Consider the following 21,769-nt stretch of genomic DNA (forward strand, 5'->3'; position numbering starts at 1 on the left):
CGGGATCGACCCCCACCCCGGCGTCTGCCGCACCAACGCGATCGAGTTCACGGCGCCGCCCTCGGTCGCGACGTCACCGGCGAGCTCGACGGCCCGCGTCGCGTTGACGCGCCCGAACCCGTAGTCGTCGTTGTGCCCGTTCGCGTCGTAGACGACGCCCCCGATCTTGTCGGCGGAGTCGTGCATGACGGCACGGAGCTGGTCACGGGTCATCGAGGTGTTCACCGACAGCGCGAGGGCGGCGACGCCCGCCGCGCACGGCGCCGCGAAGCTCGTCCCCGTGCTCGGACCGTAGCCGCCGCCCGACGTCGTGCTCACGACGTTGACCCCGGGGGCGATGAGCTCGACCTCGGGCCCGCGGGCCGCGTTGTTCTCGAGGTCCCGGTTGTCGGACCGCACGACCGCGATGACGTCGGGGTGCGAGACGACGTGGTCGGCGAGCACGTCGACGTTGTTGCCGTTGCTCGCCGCCCAGAAGATCGCGAGCCCCTTGCCCTGCCGCCCGTGCGAGCCGGCGAACACGAGCGCGAGCCGCAGCGCCTCCGTGAGGTCCCAGTCGGCGCCGTTCGGGCCGAGGCTCGACACGAGGATGTCCGCACCCGACCCCGGGTCGGCGCCGGGCACGACGGTCGACGGGTCCGCCGCGTAGCTCACGGCGCGTGCGAGCGTGACCTGCGTGCCCACCTGGTCGCCGAGCGCCGCGATGAGCATGAGGTCGCTCTCGGGCGCCGCACCCGAGCCGCCGTGACCGTTGTTCTGCCGCGCGGCCGCCATGCCGGCGCAGAACGTGCCGTGGTTGCTGCCGGGCATCCCGGCGGTGCCCTGCACCCACGTCGCGGGGGCGGCGCCGTTGGACTGGAAGTGCCCCGACGTCGCCGTGATCCCGGCCTGCAGGTCCTCGTGCGCCGCGTCGAAGCCGTTGTCGATGACGGCGAGCGTCACGCCCGCGCCGCGCGTGACGTCCCACGCCGACTCGATGTGGACGTCGGCGCCCGCCGTGCCGCCCGCCTGACCCGTGTTGAGCCACTGCCACTGTTCGGCGTACCGGGGGTCGGTGGGGTGCAGGCGCTGCTCCACGTGCTCGACGATGCTCGGCTCCGCGAACACCACGCGCGGGTCGTCGTCGAGCGCGGCCGAGGCCTCGATCGCGTCGTCGTGCCGGACGGTGTCGACCTCGAACAGGTTCGGCGCCCAGCCGAGCGTGAGCAGCGGCGTGACGCCGAGGTCCTCGAGCGTGGCGCGCGCCTCGTCGGACGACAGCGCGGGGTCGAGCTGCACCGTGAGCCGGCGGGTCACGATGCCGACCCGTCCGCTCGGGCGACGGACCAGCTCGCCGGCCCGCTCGACCTCGGCCGGTGTCTCCCGGGCCATCAGGCCGCGCGCCCCGGCTCCGGGTGCGGCGACGGGCTCGACGAACACCCATCCGGCACGACGGAAGGCGTCGACGTCGTCGTCGCTCAGCCCCGCCTGACGGCCCGCGTCCGTCGACTCGACCTCACGTGCCCGCTCGGCCCGCTCGCCCGACGCGTCCGGTGCGACCTTGACGGCGGCGACGTCCTCGACCTGCTCGACGGTCCGCCGTTCACCGCGGACGAAGTATTCGCGTTCCATGACCCGCTCCCCTGTGGTCGGCGCGGTCCCGGCCGCGCGCTGTGCCGTTGGGGATCAGGAGGTGCGTCGAGAACGGAAAATACGGGCCAACCGGTCGAGCGCTCCCTCGCCGCCGACCAGAGGAGGCGGCGGCGACAACGGCGGCACCGCGGCGATCCACGAGCAGCTGTTCTTCCGGCCGACGTGCTGGTGCTGGCCGCCGCCGCCACCGCGCACGGCACGACGCCCCTCCCCGGGCGCACACGAGCATCGAACGACGTCGTGCTCGCGTCGATGCCTCGGACCCGACCGCCTGACGGACTGCCGGGACCGCCGCCGTGGTGGGCGAAGGGGCGGGTGAAGACCCCGCGTGGCCGAGCTGCACAAGGCCTGCGCTGCCCTGCGAATCATGCTCGTCGGGCTGCCGGACCGCGCTCGCGATCCGGACAAAACGGGCCGTACGGGCTTGCATCTGGACGCATGTCCCAGAGAGGATGCGCGACATGCTCGCACCGCCCCCGCCCGACGTCGTCGTGCCCTTGCGCCAGGAGGACGTGCGCGCGGCCGCGACGGTCCTGGCGGCGGCGCTCGCCGAGGACCCCGGCTTCGTGCACCTGTTCCCGGTGCGCCGTCGCCGCGAGCACGAGCTGCGTGCGATGTACCGCATGACGCTGTCGGACTCCGTGCGGTACGGCCGGGCGTTCGTCACCAAGCTGCACGGCGTCGTCACCGGCGCCATCGCGATCTACCCGCCCGGCACGTACCCGATGACGGCGGCCCGCTGGTGGCGCCAGTCGGGCCGCATCGCCCGCATCGCGATGTACACGCGCGAGCACAGCCTGGGCATCATCAAGTTCGGCGACGTGACCGCGTCGGGTGTGCCGACCGACACCTGGTACGTCGAGGCGCTCGGCGTCCGGCCGGACCTGCAGCGCGCGGGCCGCGGCAAGCGGCTCATGGCCGCCGCGTTCGGGCTGGTCGACGGGGACGAGGCGCCGTCGTACCTGGAGACGACGAAGCCCGACAACGTGAACTACTACCAGGCGCTCGGGTACGACCCGGTGCGGGACCCGCTGCCGCTCGCCGACGGCGGACCGTGGATCTTCGCCATGCGCCGCACCGAGCAGCGCAACGTCCGGACGCCGGTCGCCAAGGCGGGCTGACCCGGCCGTGCTGGGACGTCCGCGGCTCGGCCACGCCTGACCGGGACCCGTGACGCCCGGACGGGTGTGTCGGTGGCGGCTGCGACGATGTGCCGTGCCCTTTCAGCTCGTGCTCGACGACCCGGTCCGCCCCGGCGTCGTCGTGCTGGCCGAGCACACGGACGACGGGCAGCCCCTGACCCGCACCGAGGTGCCCGCGCACGCGCTCGCCGCCGCGGTCGCCGAGCGCGAGCGTGACCGCCCGCGCTGGGTCTGGGACGACACGTCGCGCCGGTACCCGCCGCTGCTCGACGCCGGGGTCCGCGTCGAGCGGTGCCACGATCTGCGGCTCTGCCACGCGATCCTCCGGCACAGCGCGTACGCCGCCGGCACCCCCGTCGCCGTCGGGCCGCGCACAGCGTGGGACGGCCCGCGGCCGGGCGCGCCGCAGCCCGTCGAGGCGAGCCTGTTCGACGTCGACGACCACCCGACGCCCGATCCCGCCGGCGACGGGCTCGACGCCGCAGCGGAGCTGACCCGCCAGCTCGCGTCCGTCGCCGGCTCGACGCAGCCCGGCCGCCTGCGCCTGCTGCTCGCCGCCGAGTCCACGGGTGCGCTCATCGCCGAGGAGATGCGGCACGACGGCCTGCCGTGGAGCGCGCGGACGCACGACGAGATCCTCACCCGGATGCTCGGTCCCCGTCCGCTCGCCGGTGCCCGGCCCGAACGGCTCGAGCAGCTCGCCGGAGAGATCCGCACCGCCCTCGACCAGCCGACCCTCAACCCCGACTCGCAGCCCGACCTGCTGCGCGGCCTGCGCCTCGCCGGGTTCGACCTGACGTCCACCAGCAAGTGGGAGATCCAGGGCCTCGACCACCCCGTCCGCGAGCCGCTGCTCGAGTACAAGAAGCTGTCCCGGCTCCTGAGCGCGAACGGGTGGGCGTGGATCGACACGTGGGTGCGCGACGGGCGGTTCCGGCCCGAGTACGTGCCCGCGGGCGTGGTGTCCGGCCGGTGGGCGACGAACGGCGGCGGCGCCCTCCAGCTGCCCGCGGCGATCCGGGCGGCGGTGCGGGCGGACCCGGGCTGGCGGCTGGTCGTCGCGGACGCGGCGCAGCTCGAGCCGCGCGTGCTCGCGGCGATGTCCGGCGACCTCGCGATGGCGGCGGCGGCCCGCCGCGCCGACCTCTACCAGGGCGTGGTCGAGGCGGGGATCGTGCAGAGCCGCAAAGACGCCAAGTACGCGATGCTCGGCGCGATCTACGGCGCGACGACGGGCGCGAGCGCAGCGCTCATGCCGCAGCTCACGCGCGCGTACCCGCGGGCGGTCGGGCTCGTCGAGGACGCCGCGCGCGCCGGTGAGCGGGGCGAGGTCGTCACCACGTGGCTGGGACGGTCGTCGCCCGTGCCGGACGCCGAGTGGCAGGACGCCCTGCACGCCGCCGCGGGCGAGGGGGCCGGTGCCGAGGAGGTGCGGGCGGCCCGACGCCGCGGGCGGGACTGGGGGCGGTTCACGCGCAACTTCGTCGTCCAGGGCACGGCCGCCGAGTGGGCGCTGTGCTGGATGGCGGCGCTGCGACGACGGCTGCTCACGGTCGGCGGGGCGACCGCGGGGCGGCCGCACCTCGTGTTCTTCCTGCACGACGAGGTCGTGGTGCACACGCCCGCCGACGTCGCCGACGAGGTCGCCGACGCCGTCCGCGAGTCGGCCGCCGAGGCCGGGGCCCTGCTGTTCGGCGGGTTCCCCGTCGAGTTCGCGCTCGACGTGTCCGTGGTCGACAGCTACGACGAGGCGGACTGAGGACCCGGCTCGCCCGCTCGTCGCCGGCCGCTCAGGGACCGTCAGCGGACGGCTGCGCGGCGTTCCACGGCGACCACCGCCAGTGACAGCAGCCCCGGCACCAGGACGACCAACGGGGTCAGCACCCACACGACCACCGCGCACAGCCCGAGCGCCACGACCAGCAGGAACGACCCGGTGAGGTCGTCGCCGGTGCGTCGTCCGGCGTCACGCAGCACGTCCTTCCACGACGCCCCGGCCGTCCACCCCGCGGCGGCCCGCAGCAGCACCACGAGCAGCGTGACCGCCATCACCCCCGAGAACACCCGCACGCCGGTCCCGCCGGGCAGCGCGCCGGACCGGGCGGCCCGCAGGTTGAGCAGCAGCACGGCCAGCAGCAGCACCGACGCGAGCGACACGACCCAGACGCCCCGGCAGGCTGCACGGAACTCGGCCCACAGGTCGGCGAGGGTGCCCGCGCGGCCGTCGAGGTCCCGGCGCAGGTGCGCGACCCCGGCGGCCGTCGCGGGCAGCGCGGTGACGACCGGCAGGCTCAGGACCGACACGCCCAGCCCGACCACGAGCGACGCGCCGAGCAGCCCGCGCCCACCGGCCCGCCGGGGTCGCTCGTCGTGCGCCGGGAGCTCGTCGTCGTGGGAGGCGGCACGCTCGTCGTCGGGGGTGGCGGCACGCTCGTCGTCGGGGGCGGTGAGCCCCGTGTCGGGGGCGGCGGCACGCTCGTCGTCGGGGGCCCTGCCGCGCTCGTCGTCCACGCGGCCCAGGGTCGCACGACGGGGACCGGCACGAGCCACCGCCTCACCCCCGAGGCCCGGTGCGGCGCCTCGCTGTAGCGTCGGGACGAGCACCCGCCGTGCAGCTCGACGATGCGCCACACAGCCTGGAGTTCCCCGGTGACCGAACGTCAGATCCCGTCGTGGTCCGAGCTCAGGCCGCTGCTGCGACCCAAGCCGATCCAGCTCGACCCCACCCGCCGGCGCCTCGACGACGCGCTCACCATCGCCGACCTCCGCCGGGTCGCCCGCCGCCGCACCCCTCGTTCGGTGTTCGACTACACCGACGGCGCCGCCGAGGCGGAGATCAGCCTGCGGCGTGCCCGGTCGCTGTTCCGCGGCCTCGAGCTGCGGCCCTCGATCCTGCACGACGTGTCCCGGGTGGACACCTCCGCCGCGTACCTCGGCACGCGCTCGTCGGTGCCGTTCGCGTTCGCCCCCACCGGGTTCACGCGCCTCATGCACCACGAGGGTGAGCGCGCCGTCGTCCGCGTCGCCGCGCGTCGAGGCATCCCGTACGCGCTGTCGACGATGGGCACGACCTCCATCGAGGACGTCGCGGAGGCGGGGCCCGACGCCCGCAAGTGGTTCCAGCTCTACGTCTGGAAGGACCGCGCCGCGGGCGAGGACCTCATGGCCCGCGCGAAGGCCGCCGGGTACGAGGCGCTCATGCTCACGGTCGACGTGCCCGTCGCGGGCGCGCGATTGCGCGACACCCGCAACGGCTTCGCGATCCCGCCGGCGCTCACCGCGAAGACCGTCCTCGACGCGGCGACGCACCCGGCCTGGTGGATGAACCTGCTGACCACCGAGCCGCTGCGGTTCGCGTCGCTGTCGTCGTGGTCCGGCACGGTCGCCGACCTCCTCGACCAGCTGTTCGACCCGTCGATGACGCTCGCGGACCTCGAGTGGCTGCGTGCGTCGTGGGACGGGCCGCTCATCATCAAGGGCATCCAGACGGTCGACGACGCCGTGCGCGTGACCGACGCCGGGGCCGACGCGATCGTGCTGTCCAACCACGGCGGCCGCCAGCTCGACCGCGCACCCGTGCCGCTGCGGCTCCTGCCCGACGTCACGGAGGCCGTCGGCGACCGCACGGAGGTGTGGGTCGACACCGGGATCATGTCCGGCGCCGACGTCGTGGCGGCGGTCGCCCTCGGTGCGCGAGCGACGCTGGTCGGACGCGCCTACCTCTACGGGCTCATGGCCGGCGGCGAGCGCGGCGTCGACCGGGCCGCGGAGATCCTCACCACGGAGGTGCGGCGCACGATGGCCCTGCTCGGGGTGTCGTCCGTCGACGAGCTCGGCCCGCAGCACGTCCGGCTCCCCTGAGCGGGTCCCGGCCGTCGCCTGCGCGGGGACGTCGGCGACGCCGTGTGGGCGGTGCGACGTGCTCCCGGCGGAATAGTCCGACGCCCCGTCGTGCTGCGACAGGACATGCGTGCGATCACCTACTCCCGCTACGGCGGCCCCGATGTCCTCGAGCTCACCGAGCTCCCCACCCCGAAGGTCGGTCCCGACTCCGTGCTCGTGCGGGTCAAGGCCGCGTCGGTCAACCCGGTCGACTGGAAGGTCCGCCAGGGCTACCTCGACGCGATCATGGACGTCGAGTTCCCCGTGGTCCCGGGTTGGGACGTCGCGGGCGTCGTCGAGCGCGTCGGCCTCGACACCCCGGAGCTGAAGGTCGGCGACGAGGTGTTCGGCTACGTCCGCAAGGACTGGGTGCAGGGCGGCACGTTCGCCGAGCTCGTCGCGGCCCCGGTCCGCACGCTCGCCCGCAAGCCGGCGTCGCTGTCGTTCGAGGAGGCGGCCGCGATCCCCCTGGCCGGCCTGACCGCGTACCAGACGATCCAGCGGGCCGGTGTCTCGGCGGGCCAGACCGTGCTCGTGCACGCCGCCGCGGGCGGTGTCGGCGGGTTCGCGGTGCAGATCGCCCGGGCGCTCGGCGCACGCGTGATCGGCACGGCGTCCGAGCGCAACCACGACCACCTGCGCGAGCTCGGCGCCGAGCCGGTGGCGTACGGCGACGGGCTCGTCGACCGCGTCCGCGCGCTCGCCCCGGACGGCGTCGACGTGATCCTCGACTACGGCGGCACGGACGCCGTCGCGCAGGCCCCGCAGCTGCTCGCAGCGGGCGGGACCATCGCGTCCATCGTCGACGCGAAGGCCCGCGACGAGCTCGGCGGCCACTACGTCTGGGTGCGGCCGTCCACCGCGGACCTCGAGGCGCTCGCCGACCTGGTGGCCGCCGGGACGGTGCGCGTCGAGGTCGCGCAGGTCTTCGACCTGGCCGACGCGGCCGCCGCGCACGAGGCGAGCGCGTCCGGGCACGTGCGCGGCAAGGTCGTCGTCCGCGTCTGACGACGACGGCGGCCGGCGGTCACCCGAGTGAGGGTCCCGCCGCCGGCCGTCCGTGTGCTGCGTTCCTGTCGCACCGGACCAGGAACGCAGCACAGGTCGGAGTCAGCCGGTCGGCATCCCGCACGCCGTGCCGACGAAGTCGTGCAGGGCACCGCGCAGGGTGTCGTCCGCGCCGACGTAGAAGACCGGCTGGTCGACGCCGCCGACCCGGGTGTGCACGCCGAAGAACGTGCCGCGCTTGTCCTCGGCCACGGCGTGGGCGTCGCACCGGGTCGGGACGACCAGCAGCGGCACCGTCCGTCGGGCGCCGTCGGACGTGGTGACGTCGACGGGCCAGCCCGTCGACCCGTCCGCCGGTGCGAGCAGCACGGTCCCGTCCACACCGGTCACCTCCACGGGCGGGCCGCCCGCGACCGGCGTCAGCTGCAGGTCGACCTGCCCGACGAACCGCCCGTCGACCTCGTGGGTGCCGAGCTCGTCGGCGAGCGTGAGGGTGGCGCCCTGCGCGACCGCTGCTGCGGCGCAGTCCTCGCCGTGGATCCGGGCGAGGTGTCCCTGCGGGTCGGCGGGCTGCACGACGAGCGTCGACCGTCGGCCCTCGGGGTCGACGAGGTCGAGCTCGGCGTGCGGCGCCCCCGAGGCGGCGTCGCTGCACACGGGCGTGCCCAGCGCAACGGACACGTCCCGGTCGACACCCGCGCGGACGGGCCGCTCGCGGTCGCTCGTCGCGACGCCCTCGTCGTCCGGCGTGACGAGCCGCGCCTGCGCGACGGTGACGTCACCCGGGCCGGCGTTCGTCACGCGGAGCTGCACGACCCGCAGCGCCCAGTCGCTGCGCGCCTGCCGGACCTCCACGGTGAGGCCGGCGAGGACCTCGGCGGGGATGGGACCGGCAGACGCGCTCGGGGTCGTTGACGCGGTGGGTCCGCCACCCGACGAGGGGGCGGTGCACGCAGCGAGCACGAGCACACCCGCGACGACGAACGCGGCACCCGGACGGGACATGCGTCGATGCTGCCGCCCCGCACCCCGGCCGTCATCCCCCACCGGTGCGATCGGTTCGGGCCGGCCGTCGTCGGGCCCAGGCATGACCGAGGCGCGCGGGGTATCAGTGCGCGCACGCGGGGCCTCCTCCTGGCAGAGTCGACGCGACGGGCACGACGTCGCGCCGGCCCTCCGGCGGGGGAGGAACGATGACGATCGGAGAGACGACCAGGGCGCGCTCCGGCCGGGTGCCGGGCTTCGACCCGTCGGTGCACGGCTTCGCGTTCGCCAACCGGTTCGTCGACGTCTTCCTCTCGGTCGGCGCGTTCGAGGTCACGACCGCGGGCCGCTGCGGCGGCATGGCCTACCTCGCGCTCGACCACTGGACGGCGGGCCGCCCGGTGCCGCGCTGGCCGGCGAGCCTGTGGGCGCCGGGCCGGGTGCCGCCCGACGGGCACTGGCTCGCGGACGACATCCGCAGCCGCCTCTTCGACTCGTTCCGCACGGCTACTGCGGCGAAGTTCGTCACCTGGTCGCAGAGCTCGGACCACGCGACCTGGATCTCCAAGGGCGTGACCCGCTGGACGCTCGAGGACGAGCTCCCGAAGGTCGTCGCGGCGGTCGACGCGGGTCGCCCGGTGCCGCTCGGGCTCGTCGTCGCACGCTCGATCGGCGACATCGGCGAGAACCACCAGGTGCTCGCCTACGGGTACGAGAAGGAGACGTCGGGCCGGGTCACGGTGCTCGTCTACGACAACAACAGCCCCGACCAGGAGGTGCGCCTGACATCGGAGCCGGGGCAGCCCGGGTGGGCCGCGAGCAACGGTCCGCGGTGGCGCGGGTTCTTCGTCCAGGCGTACTCGGCGAAGCGTCCGCGCGCGCTCGGGTCGGTCGCGGTCGAGGTCGGCGTGCGGCTGCGCACCGGCGCCACGCTCACGCTGTCGCACGTGTGGACGGGCCGGTCGCTGCACTCGCACCCCGCCGTCTACACGCACCCCGGCACGTCCGGGCAGCAGCAGGTGACGACGTTCGGCGGGTCCGACGACAACGACTGGTGGATCGTGGCCGGCCCCGACGGCACGCCACCGAACGACGGCGGCCACACCCTCGCGGACGGCGACGTCGTCCGGCTCCGGCACGTCGCCACGGGGCGCAACCTGCACAGCCACGCGGGCTTCCCGTCGCCGCTCACCGGCCAGCAGGAGGTCACCGCGTTCGGGACCGCCGGCGTCGGCGACGCGAACGACGACTGGCGCGTGCAGGTCGACGGCGGCGGCCCCTGGCTGACCGGGTCGCGCGTGCGGCTCGTGCACGTCGCGACGTCCGTGGCGCTGCACTCGCACCACCGGTCCGACCCGAGGCTCACGTCCGGGCAGGACGAGGTCACCGGGTTCGAGGGGCGCGACGAGAACGACTGGTGGACGACGCTCGGGGTCCGCTGAGCGCGCCCGCCCCACCACGGCGAGGCGCGACCGCCCGGAACCGTCCGTCGCCAGGCGTCTCATGATCCGGAATGTCCCGTCCTGACCCTTGTCACCCCCACCCGTCACTGGCATGGTCCACCGCCATGTCCACGAGTCGAGTGACCGACCGCGCAGCCCGGCTGCGCCCCGTCGTCGACCCGTGCGGACGGCGCCGCTCGTGTCGGCGCCCCGCGGCCATCCCGTCGTGTCGGCCCTGCGCCTGACCCTCCGGACGCACCGCCGCCAGACCCCGTCCGCCTGAGACCCAGGCGGCCCGTCCGGCACCACGGTCCCCCACCGCGTCACCGCGAGACCTCCACCCGCGAGACCTCCACCCGCGCGACCTCACTCCCGAGACCAGCACCGCACCTCCGCCCGGTCCGGCCTCCGCGCCAGGTCGGCCTGCCTTCCCGTCCGTCCTCCCCGCCGCACCTCGTCGTGCGCGCGGTCCCCTCGTCATCCCTCGAAAGGGCTCCTCCATGCGCACCCCACTGCTCACCCGCCGTCGATCCCGGACCCCGCTGGCCGCCGCCGCGCTGCTCCTCACGGTCGCGACGCTCACCGGTTGCGCCGGTGCCGCGGCCACGACCGGCGACGACGCCCCGGCCGGCAGCGCGACACCCGGCACCGCCCTGCCGACCACCGTCCCGGACGGCACCACGCTCGTGGTCGGCGACCCGACCACCCAGAAGGCCGTCGCGCTCGCGGGCGACGAGATCGACAGCCACGTCGACTTCGACCTGCAGTGGGCCAACGTGTCGGGCGGCCCGGCGACCACGGAGGCGTTCCGGGCGAACGCGCTCGACGTGGGCGCCGTCGCGGACATCCCGCCGATCCACGCGACGTGGACGGGGCTCGACGTGAAGATCGTCGCGGCGTCCTACCGCAAGGACTGGCAGGAGAACCCGATCTACCAGTTCGGTGTCCGCCCCGGCCTGGAGGACGTGAAGACGCTCGCCGACTTCCGTGGCAAGAAGATCGCGTACAGCCCGGGGCAGGCGCAGGGCGCCCTCGTGCTGCGCGCGCTCAAGAAGGCCGGGCTCACCGAGGACGACGTCACGCTCGTCGAGCTGCCCAGCACGGGCGACGTGTACCCGACGGCGCTCGCGGCGAAGGAGGTCGACGTCGCACCCATCGGCGGGGCGCAGGTCGCCCGGTACGTCGAGCAGTACGGCAAGGACGGCGCGCACACCGTCGAGCACGGGCTGCGCGACGACCCGAGCGACCTGTACGCACCGACGAGCGTCATCGACGACCCGGCGAAGGCGGCGGCGCTGCGCGAGTACGTCCGGGTGTGGGCGCAGGCGAAGCTGTGGGTGGCCGACCACCCCGACGAGTGGCGCGACGGGTACTACGTGAAGGACCAGGGCCTCACCGAGAACGACGCGCAGTACCTCGTCGACCACGCCGGCACCCCCGACCTCCCGGCCGACTGGACCGAACCCATCGCCCGGCACCAGGAGACGATCGACCTGCTCGCCAAGGCCACCGGCAACACGGCGTTCCCCGCGCAGGACGTCTGGGACCAGCGGTTCGCACCCGTCATCGCCGAGGCCGCGGACGCCTACCGGAAGGCGAACCCCTGATGTCGACGCTCACGCTCCCTCGCGCCCACCACGCGCCGACCCGCGCCGCGGCGGCACCGGCCCGGCGCCGCACCACGCGCCGGCTGGGCCCGGGCCGCCCGATCCGTGGCAGCGCGGCGATCGGGCTGCTCACCCTGCTGGTCGTCTGGTCGGTCGGCAGCCTCACCGGCTTCATCGACACCCGCACGCTGAGCGCACCGTGGACCGTCGTGACCACGGCGGCCGACCTGATCGCCGACGGGCGGCTGCAAACGAACCTGCTGGTGTCCGCGCAGCGCGCGTTCCTCGGGCTCGCCATCGGGATCGCCGTCGGGACCGCCCTCGCGCTCGTGTCGGGGCTGAGCCGGATCGGCGAGGCGTTCATCGACGGTCCCGTGCAGGTCAAGCGGGCCATCCCGAGCCTCGCGCTGCTGCCGCTGCTCATCCTGTGGCTCGGCATCGGTGAGCCCATGAAGGTCGTGACGATCACGCTCGGCGTCGCGGTGCCCGTGTACATCCACACCCACAACGGGCTGCGGACCATCGACGCGCGGTACGTCGAGCTCGCCGAGACCGTCGGGCTGTCGCGGTGGGGGTTCGTGACCCGCGTGATCCTGCCGGGGGCCCTGCCCGGGTTCCTGCTGGGGCTGCGGTTCGCGGTGACGGCCGCGTGGCTGTCGCTCGTCGTCGTCGAGCAGATCAACGGCACCGCCGGGATCGGCTACATGATGGAACTCGCGCGCACGTACGGGCAGACGGAGATCATCGTCGTCGGCCTCGTGCTGTACGGGATCCTCGGCTACGGCTCCGACGCGGTGGTCCGACTCGTGCAGAGGAGGGCCCTGTCGTGGCGGCGCACACTGGCGGACTGACGGCGGCGGCCGTGGCCGACGCGGTCGACACGGTCACGACGGACCTCACGCTGACGCTCGACGACGCGCCCCCGGCCGTCGTCGTCCAGGACCTCGTCCGCACGTACGGCGTCGCGACCAAGCCGGACGGCGAGACGCCCGTGCTGCTGGGCGTCGACCTGACGATCCGGCAGGGCGAGTTCGTCGCGATCCTCGGGCGCAGCGGCTCCGGCAAGAGCACGCTGCTGCGGGCGCTCGCCGGGCTCGACCACGACGTCTCGGGCTCCGGCACCGTGTCCGTGCCCGAGCGCGTGTCCGTGGTGTTCCAGGACTCGCGGCTGCTGCCGTGGGCCCGGGTGCTCGACAACGTGACACTCGGTCTGCGGCACGCCGACGACCTCGGTCGCGAGCGGCTCGCGGAGGTCGGCCTCGCCGGCCGCGAGCGCGCCTGGCCGACCGAGCTCTCGGGCGGCGAGCAGCAGCGTGTGTCGCTGGCCCGCTCGCTGGTCCGCGAGCCGCAGCTGCTGCTGGCCGACGAGCCGTTCGGGGCGCTCGACGCCCTCACCCGCATCCGGATGCACACCCTGCTGCGCGAGCTCTGCGCGCGGCACCGCCCGGCCGTGCTGCTCGTGACGCACGACGTCGACGAGGCGATCACGCTCGCCGACCGCGTCGTGGTGCTCGACTCCGGCCGCATCAGCCTGCACCTGCCCGTGGACCTCGTCGGGCCGCGGTCCGCCACGGACCCCGGGTTCGCCGCCCTGCGCGCCCGCCTGCTCGACGCCTTGGGCGTCCCACCAGCCACCGAAGGGACCGAGTCATGACCCACCGACCCGGACAGCTCCACCTCAACGCGTTCCTCATGAGCTCCGGCCACCACGAGGCATCGTGGCGGCTCCCGGAGAGCGACCCGTCGTCCGTCTCGACGAACATCGCGTACCTCCAGCGCCTCGCGCAGACGGCCGAGCGCGGGAAGCTCGACTCGATCTTCTTCGCGGACGGCCCGGCGCAGTCGCGCGACGTCGGTCGACGCCCGTCCGGGACGCTCGAACCGACCGTCGTCCTGGCGGCCATCGCGGCCGTGACCAGCAGGATCGGGCTCATCGCCACGGCGTCGACGACCTACAACGACCCGTACAACCTGGCCCGCCGGTTCGCGTCGGTCGACCACATCAGCGGCGGCCGGGCCGGCTGGAACATCGTCACCACGGCGTTCGGCGACGCGGCCCGCAACTTCGGGCTCGCGGACCAGCCGTCGCACCGCGAGCGCTACGAGCGGGCCGCCGAGTTCCTCGAGGTGTCCCTCAAGCTCTGGGACTCCTGGGAGGCGGACGCCGAGGTCGGCGACAAGGCCGAGGGCGTGTGGGGCGACGCGTCGAAGGTGCACCCGATCGAGCACGTCGGCGAGCACTTCTCGGTCGCGGGCGCGCTCACCACGCCGCGCTCCCCGCAGGGCCGTCCGCTGCTGGTCCAGGCCGGGTCGTCCGACGACGGCAAGGATTTCGCCGCCCGGTACGCGGAGGCGGTGTTCACCGCGCAGCAGACGCTCGCCGACGCGCAGGAGTTCTACGCGGACCTCAAGCGGCGGGCCGTCGAGTGGGGCCGCGACCCCGCGACCGTGCTCGTGCTGCCGGGCATCGTGCCGGTCATCGGCGCGACCGAGGCCGAGGCCCGCGAGAAGGAGGACGAGCTCGACCGGCTCATCAAGCCCGAGTACGCGCGCGTGCAGCTCGCGAAGACGCTCCGCGTCGACCCGGACGACCTGCCGCTCGACCGCGAGCTGCCCGCCGACCTGCCGTCGGAGGACGAGATCGAGGGCGCCAAGTCCCGGTACACGCTCATCGTCAACCTGGCCCGGCGCGAGCACCTCACGGTCCGCCAGCTCATCGGCCGGCTCGGCGGCGGACGCGGCCACCGCACGTTCTCCGGCACGGCGTCGCAGGTCGCCGACGCGATCCAGGACTGGTACGACCACGGCGCGGCGGACGGGTTCAACATCATGCCCGCGGTCCTGCCGTCCGGGCTGGACGACTTCGTCGACCAGGTCGTGCCGATCCTCGTCGAGCGCGGGCTGTTCCGCGCCGAGTACACCGGGACCACGCTGCGCGAGCACTACGGGCTCGCCGTCCCCGAGAACCGCTGGACCGCCGCACGCACCCTCACCGAAGGAGCCCACGCATGACCACGTACCGCCCGCTCGGCCGCACCGGCGTGCAGGTCACCCCGCTCACGCTCGGCACGATGAACTTCGGGGCCTGGGGGAACACCGACCACGACGAGTCCATCGCGATCATCCGCCGCGCGCTCGACGCCGGGATCAACATCGTCGACACCGCGGACGTGTACTCGCGCGGCGAGTCCGAGACGATCGTCGGCAAGGCGCTGCGCGGCCGTCGCGACGACGTGGTCCTCGCGACGAAGTTCCACGGCCGCCTGTCCGACGAGGTCAACCACGCCGGGAACTCGCGGCGCTGGATCGTCCGCGAGGTCGAGGCGTCGCTCACCCGCCTGCAGACCGACCACATCGACCTCTACCAGGTGCACCGCCCCGAGCCCGGGACAGACATCGAGGAGACCCTGTCGGCGCTGTCCGACCTGGTCCACCAGGGCAAGGTCCGGTACGTCGGCACGTCGACGTTCCTCGGGTCGCAGCTCGTCGAGGCCCAGTGGGTCGCGCGCGACCGCCGGCTGGTCCGGCCGGTCACCGAGCAGCCGCCGTACTCGATCCTCGCGCGCGGCGTCGAGCGCGAGATCCTGCCGCTCGCGCTGGAGCACGGCCTCGGCGTCCTGCCGTGGAGCCCGCTCGCGGGCGGGTGGCTGTCGGGGCGGCCGGTCGGGGCCGACGCACCCGTGTCGCCGCGGATCGCCCGACAGCCCGGCCGGCACGACCCGTCGCTCCCGGAGAACGTCGCGAAGGCCTCCGCCGTGCAGGCGCTGACCAAGCTGGCCGACGCGTCGGGGCTCACGCTCGTGCAGCTGGCCCTCGGGTTCGTGCTGGAGCACCCGGCCGTGACGTCCGCGATCATCGGCCCGCGCACCGCCGAGCACCTCGACTCGGCCCTCGCCGCGCTCGACACCCGCCTCCCGGCGGACGTGCTCGACGAGATCGACGCGATCGTCGCGCCCGGCACGACGCTCAACGCGGCCGACGCGGGGTGGACCCCACCAGCCCTCACGGATGCGACCCTGCGGCGCCGCCACCGCTGACGCCGACCATCGGAGCGGCCCCGGGTGCTCCCTCCCGGGGCCGCTCCGGCGTCACGGCTGGCCGATCGCCGCCTTGTAGATCCTGGTGACCTCGTTCTGGGGGTACGCGACAGGATCCGGCCCGACGCGCGCCACCGTGCCTTCGGACATGTGGCGCACGGCGATGTGCCCGGCCGCGTCGTACGTGAGCTCGAGGTGGAAGTCACCGGGCTGCGGAACCGTGCGCAGCCGCTGCTCCCTCGGCGTGCCTCGGAAGGCGGCGCCGCGTCCCGGGACCCTCTGGAGTCGTTCCCTGCGCGTGGAGAAGTAGTCGACCTTGTTGGCCCTCGGCACCTGGGCCAACGGGCCGCCCGGGTGCTGCTGACGGAGGCGCCCGGTCACCCCGCCCGCCCCGAAGTAGAGCGTCGGCAGCCGCCCGCCCGCCTGCGTCACGAACATCAGGTTCGCCGCGAGGTACGGGGCAGGAGGCAGCGCGCCGGGTGCCGGGCCGACCTGCGCCGTCTCGAGCGCCTTCCTGACCGCCTTGACGAGACGCCTGACCGACCCGAAGTCGTGCACGGTCGCCGACTGGCTCCACGTCGAGACGACCAGCAGCGCCCGGGTCGCATCGGCAGGGGCGAGCGTGCCGACGTACGCCGTGACCACCGGCAGCGCGACGAGGTCGGCGTAGGTCCTCGGCACCCCTGCGAGCCGGACCGCGCGCTGGACGACCGGCACCGGCAGCGCGAGCGCGCCGGGCCGCGCGCCGGGCGCGGCGACGAGTCGACCGCGAGCCTGGGACGCGATCAGCCGGGTCACGGCCTCGTTCCCCGCGGCACGCTGGAGCCGGTGCAGGAGGTCACCGCGGTCCGGACCCGCAGCACGCCCCTGCACGGCGCGGTCGTGGACGCGCCGGGCCGGTGCCTCGGCCTGCAGCGGTCGGTGCGGCGCCATGCATGCCTCTTCCGGGACGACCGCCGCGGTGGTGGGCGTCGGTCGCCACTGTCCCACGCCCGCGCCGGCCACGCACCGTGTGCTCGGCACCAGCCGCATGACGTCGGACGACCAGCGGCGCAGGCGGGAACGACGAAGCCCCGGCCCCCTCCGCAGAGGGGACCGGGGCTGTCGTCATGAGGACCGGGGGAACCGGGCCGGGAGGTCAGCCGGCGATCGGCTGCGTCCCCGTCCCGCCGTCACCGCGACCGGACACGCTCGGGGCGGCCGGCACGTCGGTCCCGGAGTGCGCGGTCCCGACCGAGGCACCCACCGTGACGGGCTCCGCCGGGCGCTCGCCCTTCGGCACGCCGCGGAAGATGAACTCCCCGAGCAGACCCTCGCCCTCGGCGTCCACGATCACGAGCTGACCGGCCTTGAGCTCCCCGAACAGGATCTTCTCGGACAGGGTGTCCTCGATGTCCCGCTGGATCGCGCGGCGCAGCGGCCGGGCACCCAGGACCGGGTCGTAGCCCTTCTCCGAGAGGAGCTTCTTGGCGGCCGGCGTGATCTCGATGGCCATGTCCTTGTCCTTGAGCCGCTTGTCGAGCTTCGCGACCATGAGGTCCACGATCGCGAAGATCTCCGGCTGGGACAGCTGCGGGAACACGACCACGTCGTCGACGCGGTTGAGGAACTCGGGACGGAAGTGCGTCTTGAGCTCGTCGTTGACCTTGGCCTTCATCCGCTCGTAGGACGTCGACAGGTCGCCGCCGGCCTGGAAGCCGGTCTGCAGACCCTTGGCGATGTCCCGCGTGCCGAGGTTGGTGGTCATGATGATGACGGTGTTCTTGAAGTCGACCACGCGGCCCTGCGAGTCGGTCAGGCGACCGTCCTCGAGGATCTGCAGCAGGGAGTTGAAGATGTCCGCGTGCGCCTTCTCGACCTCGTCGAACAGCACGACCGAGAACGGCTTGCGGCGCACCTTCTCCGTGAGCTGGCCGCCCTCGTCGTACCCGACGTAGCCGGGGGGCGAGCCGAACAGCCGCGAGACGGTGTGCTTCTCCGAGAACTCGGACATGTCGAGCTGGATCAGCGCGTCCTCGTCACCGAACAGGAACTCCGCGAGCGCCTTGGCGAGCTCCGTCTTCCCGACGCCCGTGGGGCCGGCGAAGATGAACGACCCACCGGGACGCTTCGGGTCCTTGAGCCCGGCGCGCGTGCGGCGGATGGCCTGCGAGAGCGCCTTGATGGCGGCGTCCTGGCCGACGACCCGCTTGTGCAGGTTCTCCTCCATGTGGAGCAGACGGCTGGACTCCTCCTCGGTGAGCTTGAACACCGGGATGCCCGTGGCGTTCGCCAGCACCTCGGCGATGAGCTCCTCGTCCACCTCCGCGACGGCGTCGAGGTCGCCGTTCTTCCAGGACTTCTCCTTCTCGAGGCGGCGCAGGCCGAGCTGCTTCTCGGTGTCGCGCAGGCGCGCGGCCTTCTCGAAGTCCTGCTCGTCGATCGCCGACTCCTTGTCGCGGCGCGTCTCGGCGATCTGCTCGTCGAGCTCGCGCAGCTCCGGCGGAGCCGTCATGCGGCGGATGCGCAGGCGGGCGCCGGCCTCGTCGACCAGGTCGATCGCCTTGTCCGGCAGGTACCGGTCGTTGACGTACCGGTCGGCCAGCGTCGCGGCGGCCACCAGGGCCGCGTCCGTGATGGACACCCGGTGGTGCGCCTCGTAGCGGTCGCGCAGACCCTTGAGGATCTCGATCGCGTGCTGCAGGTTCGGCTCGGCGACCTGGATCGGCTGGAAGCGGCGCTCCAGGGCCGGGTCCTTCTCGACGTACTTGCGGTACTCGTCGAGCGTGGTCGCACCGATGGTCTGCAGCTCGCCGCGCGCGAGCATCGGCTTGAGGATGCTGGCGGCGTCGATCGCGCCCTCGGCGGCACCGGCACCGACGAGCGTGTGGATCTCGTCGATGAACAGGATGATGTCGCCGCGCGTGCGGATCTCCTTGAGGACCTTCTTCAGGCGCTCCTCGAAGTCACCGCGGTAGCGGGAACCGGCCACCAGGGCGCCCAGGTCCAGCGTGTAGAGCTGCTTGTCCTTGAGCGTCTCGGGGACGTCCCCGCGGACGATGTCCTGCGCGAGCCCCTCGACGACGGCCGTCTTGCCGACGCCGGGCTCACCGATGAGGACCGGGTTGTTCTTGGNNNNTCCTTGCCCTGGTAGCCGGAGACGAGCTGGATGACCTGCTGGCGCACGCGGTTGAGGTCGGCGCCGAGCTTGTTCAGCACCTGGGCGGCGACGCCCTCACCCTCGCGGATGAGACCGAGCAGGATGTGCTCGGTGCCGATGTAGTTGTGGCCGAGCTGCAGCGCCTCGCGCAGCGACAGCTCCAGCACCTTCTTGGCACGCGGCGTGAACGGGATGTGGCCCGACGGCGCCTGCTGGCCCTCGCCGATGATCTCCTGCACCTGGGCACGCACGGCCTCGAGGGAGATGCCGAGCGACTCGAGCGCCTTGGCCGCGACACCCTCACCCTCGTGGATCAGTCCCAGGAGGATGTGCTCGGTGCCGATGTAGTTGTGGTTGAGCATCCGCGCCTCTTCCTGGGCGAGGACGACCACGCGGCGGGCTCGGTCCGTGAATCTCTCGAACATGTGCACTCCTCACGAGCGACGTGCTCACCGCGTACCCGGGGCGGCGGCCTGTGGGCGACGACGAGCGGCGTTGTTCGATGCTAACGGCGGGGTGGTGCTGCGACTGCCCGTGTTCGCCGCAGGCGTGACGCAGGTCGTGAGCGGCGCCGCGGCCTAGGCTCGCAGGCGTGACCACCCCCGCCCCGTGGGCACCGCCGCGCCGCACGTCGCTCGTCGCCCCGGTGACGCTGACCGCCGTCGGGGTGGTCCTGCTGCTCGTGGCGTCGGCCGTGGCCGTGCTCGTCGTCCGCCTGTTCCTGGGCCTGCTGCCGCTCGACGTGCTCGACGGAGACGGCGACCCGGGGTCCGGGGTGCTCGCCGTGATCGGTGCGCCGGGGTCGTCGACCGTGGTGCTCGACGCGGACACCGCGTACGCCCTGTACCTCCTGGTGCCGGACGAGGCGGCGCACGTGGGCCTGGACTCGCGGCCCGAGGTGACGGCGCCCGACGGGTCGGCGGTGGACGTGCGGGACGCCGCGGCGGTGTCGCTGAACGCGTCGCGGGGCGGCATGACGGCCTCGACCGTCGCGGCGTTCACGACGGGCAACGCCGGGACGTACACCGTGGCGGTCCCCGCGGCGTCGGTCGACGACGCACGCGTGCTCGTGGTCGAGGACGCCGAGGCCACGAGGTTCCTGTCCGGCGTGCTCGGCACCGTCGCGGGCGTCGCCCTGCTGTGCGTCCTGGCCGTCGCCGGCCTCGGGGCCACGATCGGCGGGGCCGCCTGGTGGGCGTCGCGGGTCCGGGCACGCCCGTCGCCCGCGACCCCGGCCGCACCGCGGTAGGACGACCCGCCGAAGTCGGCCCGCGCACGTCGCTCACGACCCTACGCTCACCGTCGTGACCACCGCCGCGCCGCCCCGCCGGTCGCGTCGCCGCCTCGTCACGGTGGTCGCCGCAGCCGTCGTCGTCCTGGTCGCCGCGCCCGTGCTGTGGGTGCAGGCCGTGGGCCAGTCCCGGGTCCGGGATCCCGACGACGTGCCCGAGCGTCCCGTCGCGCTCGTCCTCGGTGCCGGCCTGCGACCCGACGGCACGCCGTCCACCTACCTGCGCCGCCGGCTCGACGCCGCCGCCCTGCTGTACGCCGAGGGCACCGTGCGGGTGGTCCTGGTGAGCGGGGACAGCACGACACGGTGGCACGACGAGCCGACGGCGATGCGCGGCTGGCTCGTGGACCACGGCGTGCCGGACGCGGCGATCGTGTCGGACTTCGCGGGTGTCGACACGCACGACACCTGCGTGCGGGCGCACGACGTGTTCGGGGTGGCGGGCGCGGTCGTCGTCACGCAGGACTACCACCTGCGCCGGGCGCTGTTCTCGTGCCAGGAGGCAGGCATCGACGTCGTCGGCGTGGGCGTCTCGTCGCGCAGCGTGGAGCCGCGCAAGGCACTGATGTACCGCGTCCGGGAGCTGCCCGCCTCGGGCCGGGCGGCGTTCGACGCGCTCACGCACCGCCCGCCACGGTTCGGCGGCCCGCGCGAGACCGGGGTCACGGACGCCCTGGCCGCCGCCCGCTGAGCCGTTTGCGAGGATCGACCGGTGACCACCACGCCCGGCCCCCGTCCCGTCCTCGACCCGCCCGACGTCGGCGAGGTCCCCGACATCCGGCTCATCGCGCTCGACCAGGACGGCTCCCTGCTCGACGACCACAAGCGGATCGACCCGAGCTTCTGGCCGCTGCTCGACGAGCTCGACCGCCGCGGCGTCGTCGTCGCACCCGCGAGCGGCCGGCAGTACGCGACGCTCCGGCGGACGTTCGCGCGCGACGACCTCGTCTACGTCGCCGAGAACGGCGCGTACGTGGTGCGGCACGACGAGGAGGTCAGCTCGGACCCGCTCGACCTCGCGACGGCCCGGGCGCTCGTCGAGACCGTGCGGACCTCGACGGGTGACGTCGGCACCGTGCTGTGCGGGAAGCGCTCCGCGTACGTCGAGCGGACCGACGACCGGTTCCTCGCGCAGGTGCACCCGTACTACGCGCTGCTCGAGACCGTCGACGACCTCACCGCGGTCGAGGACGACGTCCTCAAGGTCGCGGTGTACGACTTCGGGCACGCCGAGCAGGGTGCCGGTCCGCTGCTCGCGCCGTTCGACGTGCACGACCGTGTGATCGTGTCGGGCGAGCACTGGGTCGACGTGATGAGCCGCACGGTCGACAAGGGCACCGCGCTGCAGGCCGTCCAGGCCACGCTCGGCATCACCGCCGAGCAGACCATGGCGTTCGGCGACTACTTCAACGACCTCGGCATGCTCGCCGCCGCGCACTGGTCGTTCGCGATGGACAACGCCCACCCCGAGGTGCGGGCGGCCGCCCGGTTCGTCGCGCCGTCGAACAACGACAACGGCGTGGTGCGGACCATCCGGTCCGTGCTGGGGATCTGACAGCCACCCTGACCAGCGCGGACACCGCTTCTGCCGCCGGCCCTGCATCC

At 73.9% G+C, this 21,769-nt stretch carries 17 protein-coding genes and 1 pseudogene; 13 read left to right on the plus strand and 5 right to left on the minus strand.

Translation table 11 applies throughout. The annotated features are described in order from the left end of the window. Window positions 1-1,611, minus strand: a 1,611-nt coding sequence (locus tag J7523_RS11755) for a S8 family serine peptidase (RefSeq protein ID WP_291886555.1), incomplete at its 3' end; no start/stop codon positions are given. Between the two features lie 482 nt (window positions 1,612-2,093). On the opposite strand from J7523_RS11755, the gene J7523_RS11760 reads away from it, so the two are divergent. Together J7523_RS11760 and J7523_RS11765 are read left to right on the plus strand one after the other, a co-directional pair. After that, complete coding sequence (locus J7523_RS11760; protein ID WP_291886557.1) at window positions 2,094-2,753, plus strand: GNAT family N-acetyltransferase; 660 nt, start codon at window positions 2,094-2,096, stop codon at window positions 2,751-2,753. 94 nt (window positions 2,754-2,847) lie between these two features. Continuing rightward, on the plus strand, window positions 2,848-4,533 hold the full coding sequence (locus J7523_RS11765; protein ID WP_291886559.1) for a bifunctional 3'-5' exonuclease/DNA polymerase: 1,686 nt from the start codon (window positions 2,848-2,850) through the stop codon (window positions 4,531-4,533). 41 nt (window positions 4,534-4,574) lie between these two features. Here J7523_RS11765 and J7523_RS11770 read toward each other — a convergent pair whose 3' ends face one another. Then, window positions 4,575-5,285 carry a hypothetical protein gene (locus J7523_RS11770; RefSeq protein WP_291886561.1) on the minus strand — a complete coding sequence of 237 codons (711 nt, stop codon included), beginning with the start codon at window positions 5,283-5,285 and terminating at the stop codon, window positions 4,575-4,577. Window positions 5,286-5,423: 138 nt separating this feature from the next. Between J7523_RS11770 and J7523_RS11775 the strand changes: the two genes are divergently transcribed. Both J7523_RS11775 and J7523_RS11780 read left to right on the plus strand, forming a co-directional pair. After that, window positions 5,424-6,635, plus strand: coding sequence for an alpha-hydroxy acid oxidase (locus J7523_RS11775; protein ID WP_291886563.1), 1,212 nt, complete (start codon window positions 5,424-5,426; stop codon window positions 6,633-6,635). Between the two features lie 105 nt (window positions 6,636-6,740). Then, window positions 6,741-7,664, plus strand: a complete 924-nt coding sequence (locus J7523_RS11780; RefSeq protein WP_291886565.1) for an NADP-dependent oxidoreductase — start codon at window positions 6,741-6,743, stop codon at window positions 7,662-7,664. 102 nt (window positions 7,665-7,766) lie between these two features. On the opposite strand, the gene J7523_RS11785 is transcribed toward J7523_RS11780, so the two are convergent. After that, window positions 7,767-8,669: a hypothetical protein gene (locus tag J7523_RS11785; protein WP_291886567.1), complete on the minus strand. Its 903-nt coding sequence runs from the start codon at window positions 8,667-8,669 to the stop codon at window positions 7,767-7,769. A 188-nt stretch (window positions 8,670-8,857) separates the two neighbouring features. Here J7523_RS11785 and J7523_RS11790 point away from each other — a divergent pair, with 188 nt between their 5' ends. The 6 genes from J7523_RS11790 to J7523_RS11815 all read left to right on the plus strand — a co-directional run bounded on the left by J7523_RS11790 (window position 8,858) and on the right by J7523_RS11815 (window position 15,734). Beyond that, window positions 8,858-10,090 carry an MIR domain-containing protein gene (locus J7523_RS11790; protein ID WP_291886569.1) on the plus strand — a complete coding sequence of 411 codons (1,233 nt, stop codon included), beginning with the start codon at window positions 8,858-8,860 and terminating at the stop codon, window positions 10,088-10,090. Between the two features lie 500 nt (window positions 10,091-10,590). Then, window positions 10,591-11,697, plus strand: coding sequence for an ABC transporter substrate-binding protein (locus J7523_RS11795; RefSeq protein ID WP_291886571.1), 1,107 nt, complete (start codon window positions 10,591-10,593; stop codon window positions 11,695-11,697). Continuing rightward, entirely contained in the window at window positions 11,697-12,548 is an 852-nt protein-coding gene (locus tag J7523_RS11800; protein ID WP_291886573.1) for an ABC transporter permease, read from the plus strand. The genes J7523_RS11795 and J7523_RS11800 overlap by 1 nt, the downstream gene beginning before the upstream one ends. A gap of 50 nt (window positions 12,549-12,598) precedes the next feature. After that, window positions 12,599-13,351, plus strand: coding sequence for an ABC transporter ATP-binding protein (locus J7523_RS11805; protein WP_291886739.1), 753 nt, complete (start codon window positions 12,599-12,601; stop codon window positions 13,349-13,351). Then, window positions 13,348-14,709 (plus strand): LLM class flavin-dependent oxidoreductase, encoded by a 1,362-nt coding sequence (locus J7523_RS11810; protein ID WP_291886575.1) that lies wholly within the window; start codon window positions 13,348-13,350, stop codon window positions 14,707-14,709. The genes J7523_RS11805 and J7523_RS11810 overlap by 4 nt, the downstream gene beginning before the upstream one ends. Continuing rightward, entirely contained in the window at window positions 14,706-15,734 is a 1,029-nt protein-coding gene (locus tag J7523_RS11815) for an aldo/keto reductase (protein WP_291886578.1), read from the plus strand. Before J7523_RS11810 ends, J7523_RS11815 begins: the two co-directional genes overlap by 4 nt. A 51-nt stretch (window positions 15,735-15,785) precedes the next feature. On the opposite strand, the gene J7523_RS11820 is transcribed toward J7523_RS11815, so the two are convergent. Together J7523_RS11820 and J7523_RS11825 are read right to left on the minus strand one after the other, a co-directional pair. Next, window positions 15,786-16,667: a hypothetical protein gene (locus J7523_RS11820; protein ID WP_291886580.1), complete on the minus strand. Its 882-nt coding sequence runs from the start codon at window positions 16,665-16,667 to the stop codon at window positions 15,786-15,788. A 205-nt stretch (window positions 16,668-16,872) separates the two neighbouring features. Beyond that, window positions 16,873-19,298 (minus strand): annotated as a pseudogene (locus J7523_RS11825) (ATP-dependent Clp protease ATP-binding subunit). A 167-nt stretch (window positions 19,299-19,465) separates the two neighbouring features. Between J7523_RS11825 and J7523_RS11830 the strand changes: the two are divergent. Genes J7523_RS11830 through J7523_RS11840 form a run of 3 tightly spaced genes read left to right on the plus strand, consistent with a single transcriptional unit; the run spans window position 19,466 to window position 21,719 of the window. After that, window positions 19,466-20,122 (plus strand): hypothetical protein, encoded by a 657-nt coding sequence (locus tag J7523_RS11830; protein ID WP_291886582.1) that lies wholly within the window; start codon window positions 19,466-19,468, stop codon window positions 20,120-20,122. 55 nt (window positions 20,123-20,177) lie between these two features. Next, on the plus strand, window positions 20,178-20,855 hold the full coding sequence (locus J7523_RS11835; protein ID WP_291886583.1) for an ElyC/SanA/YdcF family protein: 678 nt from the start codon (window positions 20,178-20,180) through the stop codon (window positions 20,853-20,855). Window positions 20,856-20,876: 21 nt separating this feature from the next. Then, window positions 20,877-21,719, plus strand: coding sequence for an HAD family hydrolase (locus J7523_RS11840; protein WP_291886585.1), 843 nt, complete (start codon window positions 20,877-20,879; stop codon window positions 21,717-21,719). Window positions 21,720-21,769: the final 50 nt, after the last annotated feature.

It is taken from the genome of Cellulomonas sp. (assembly GCF_017744555.1).
In the GTDB taxonomy this organism is placed as follows: domain Bacteria; phylum Actinomycetota; class Actinomycetes; order Actinomycetales; family Cellulomonadaceae; genus Cellulomonas.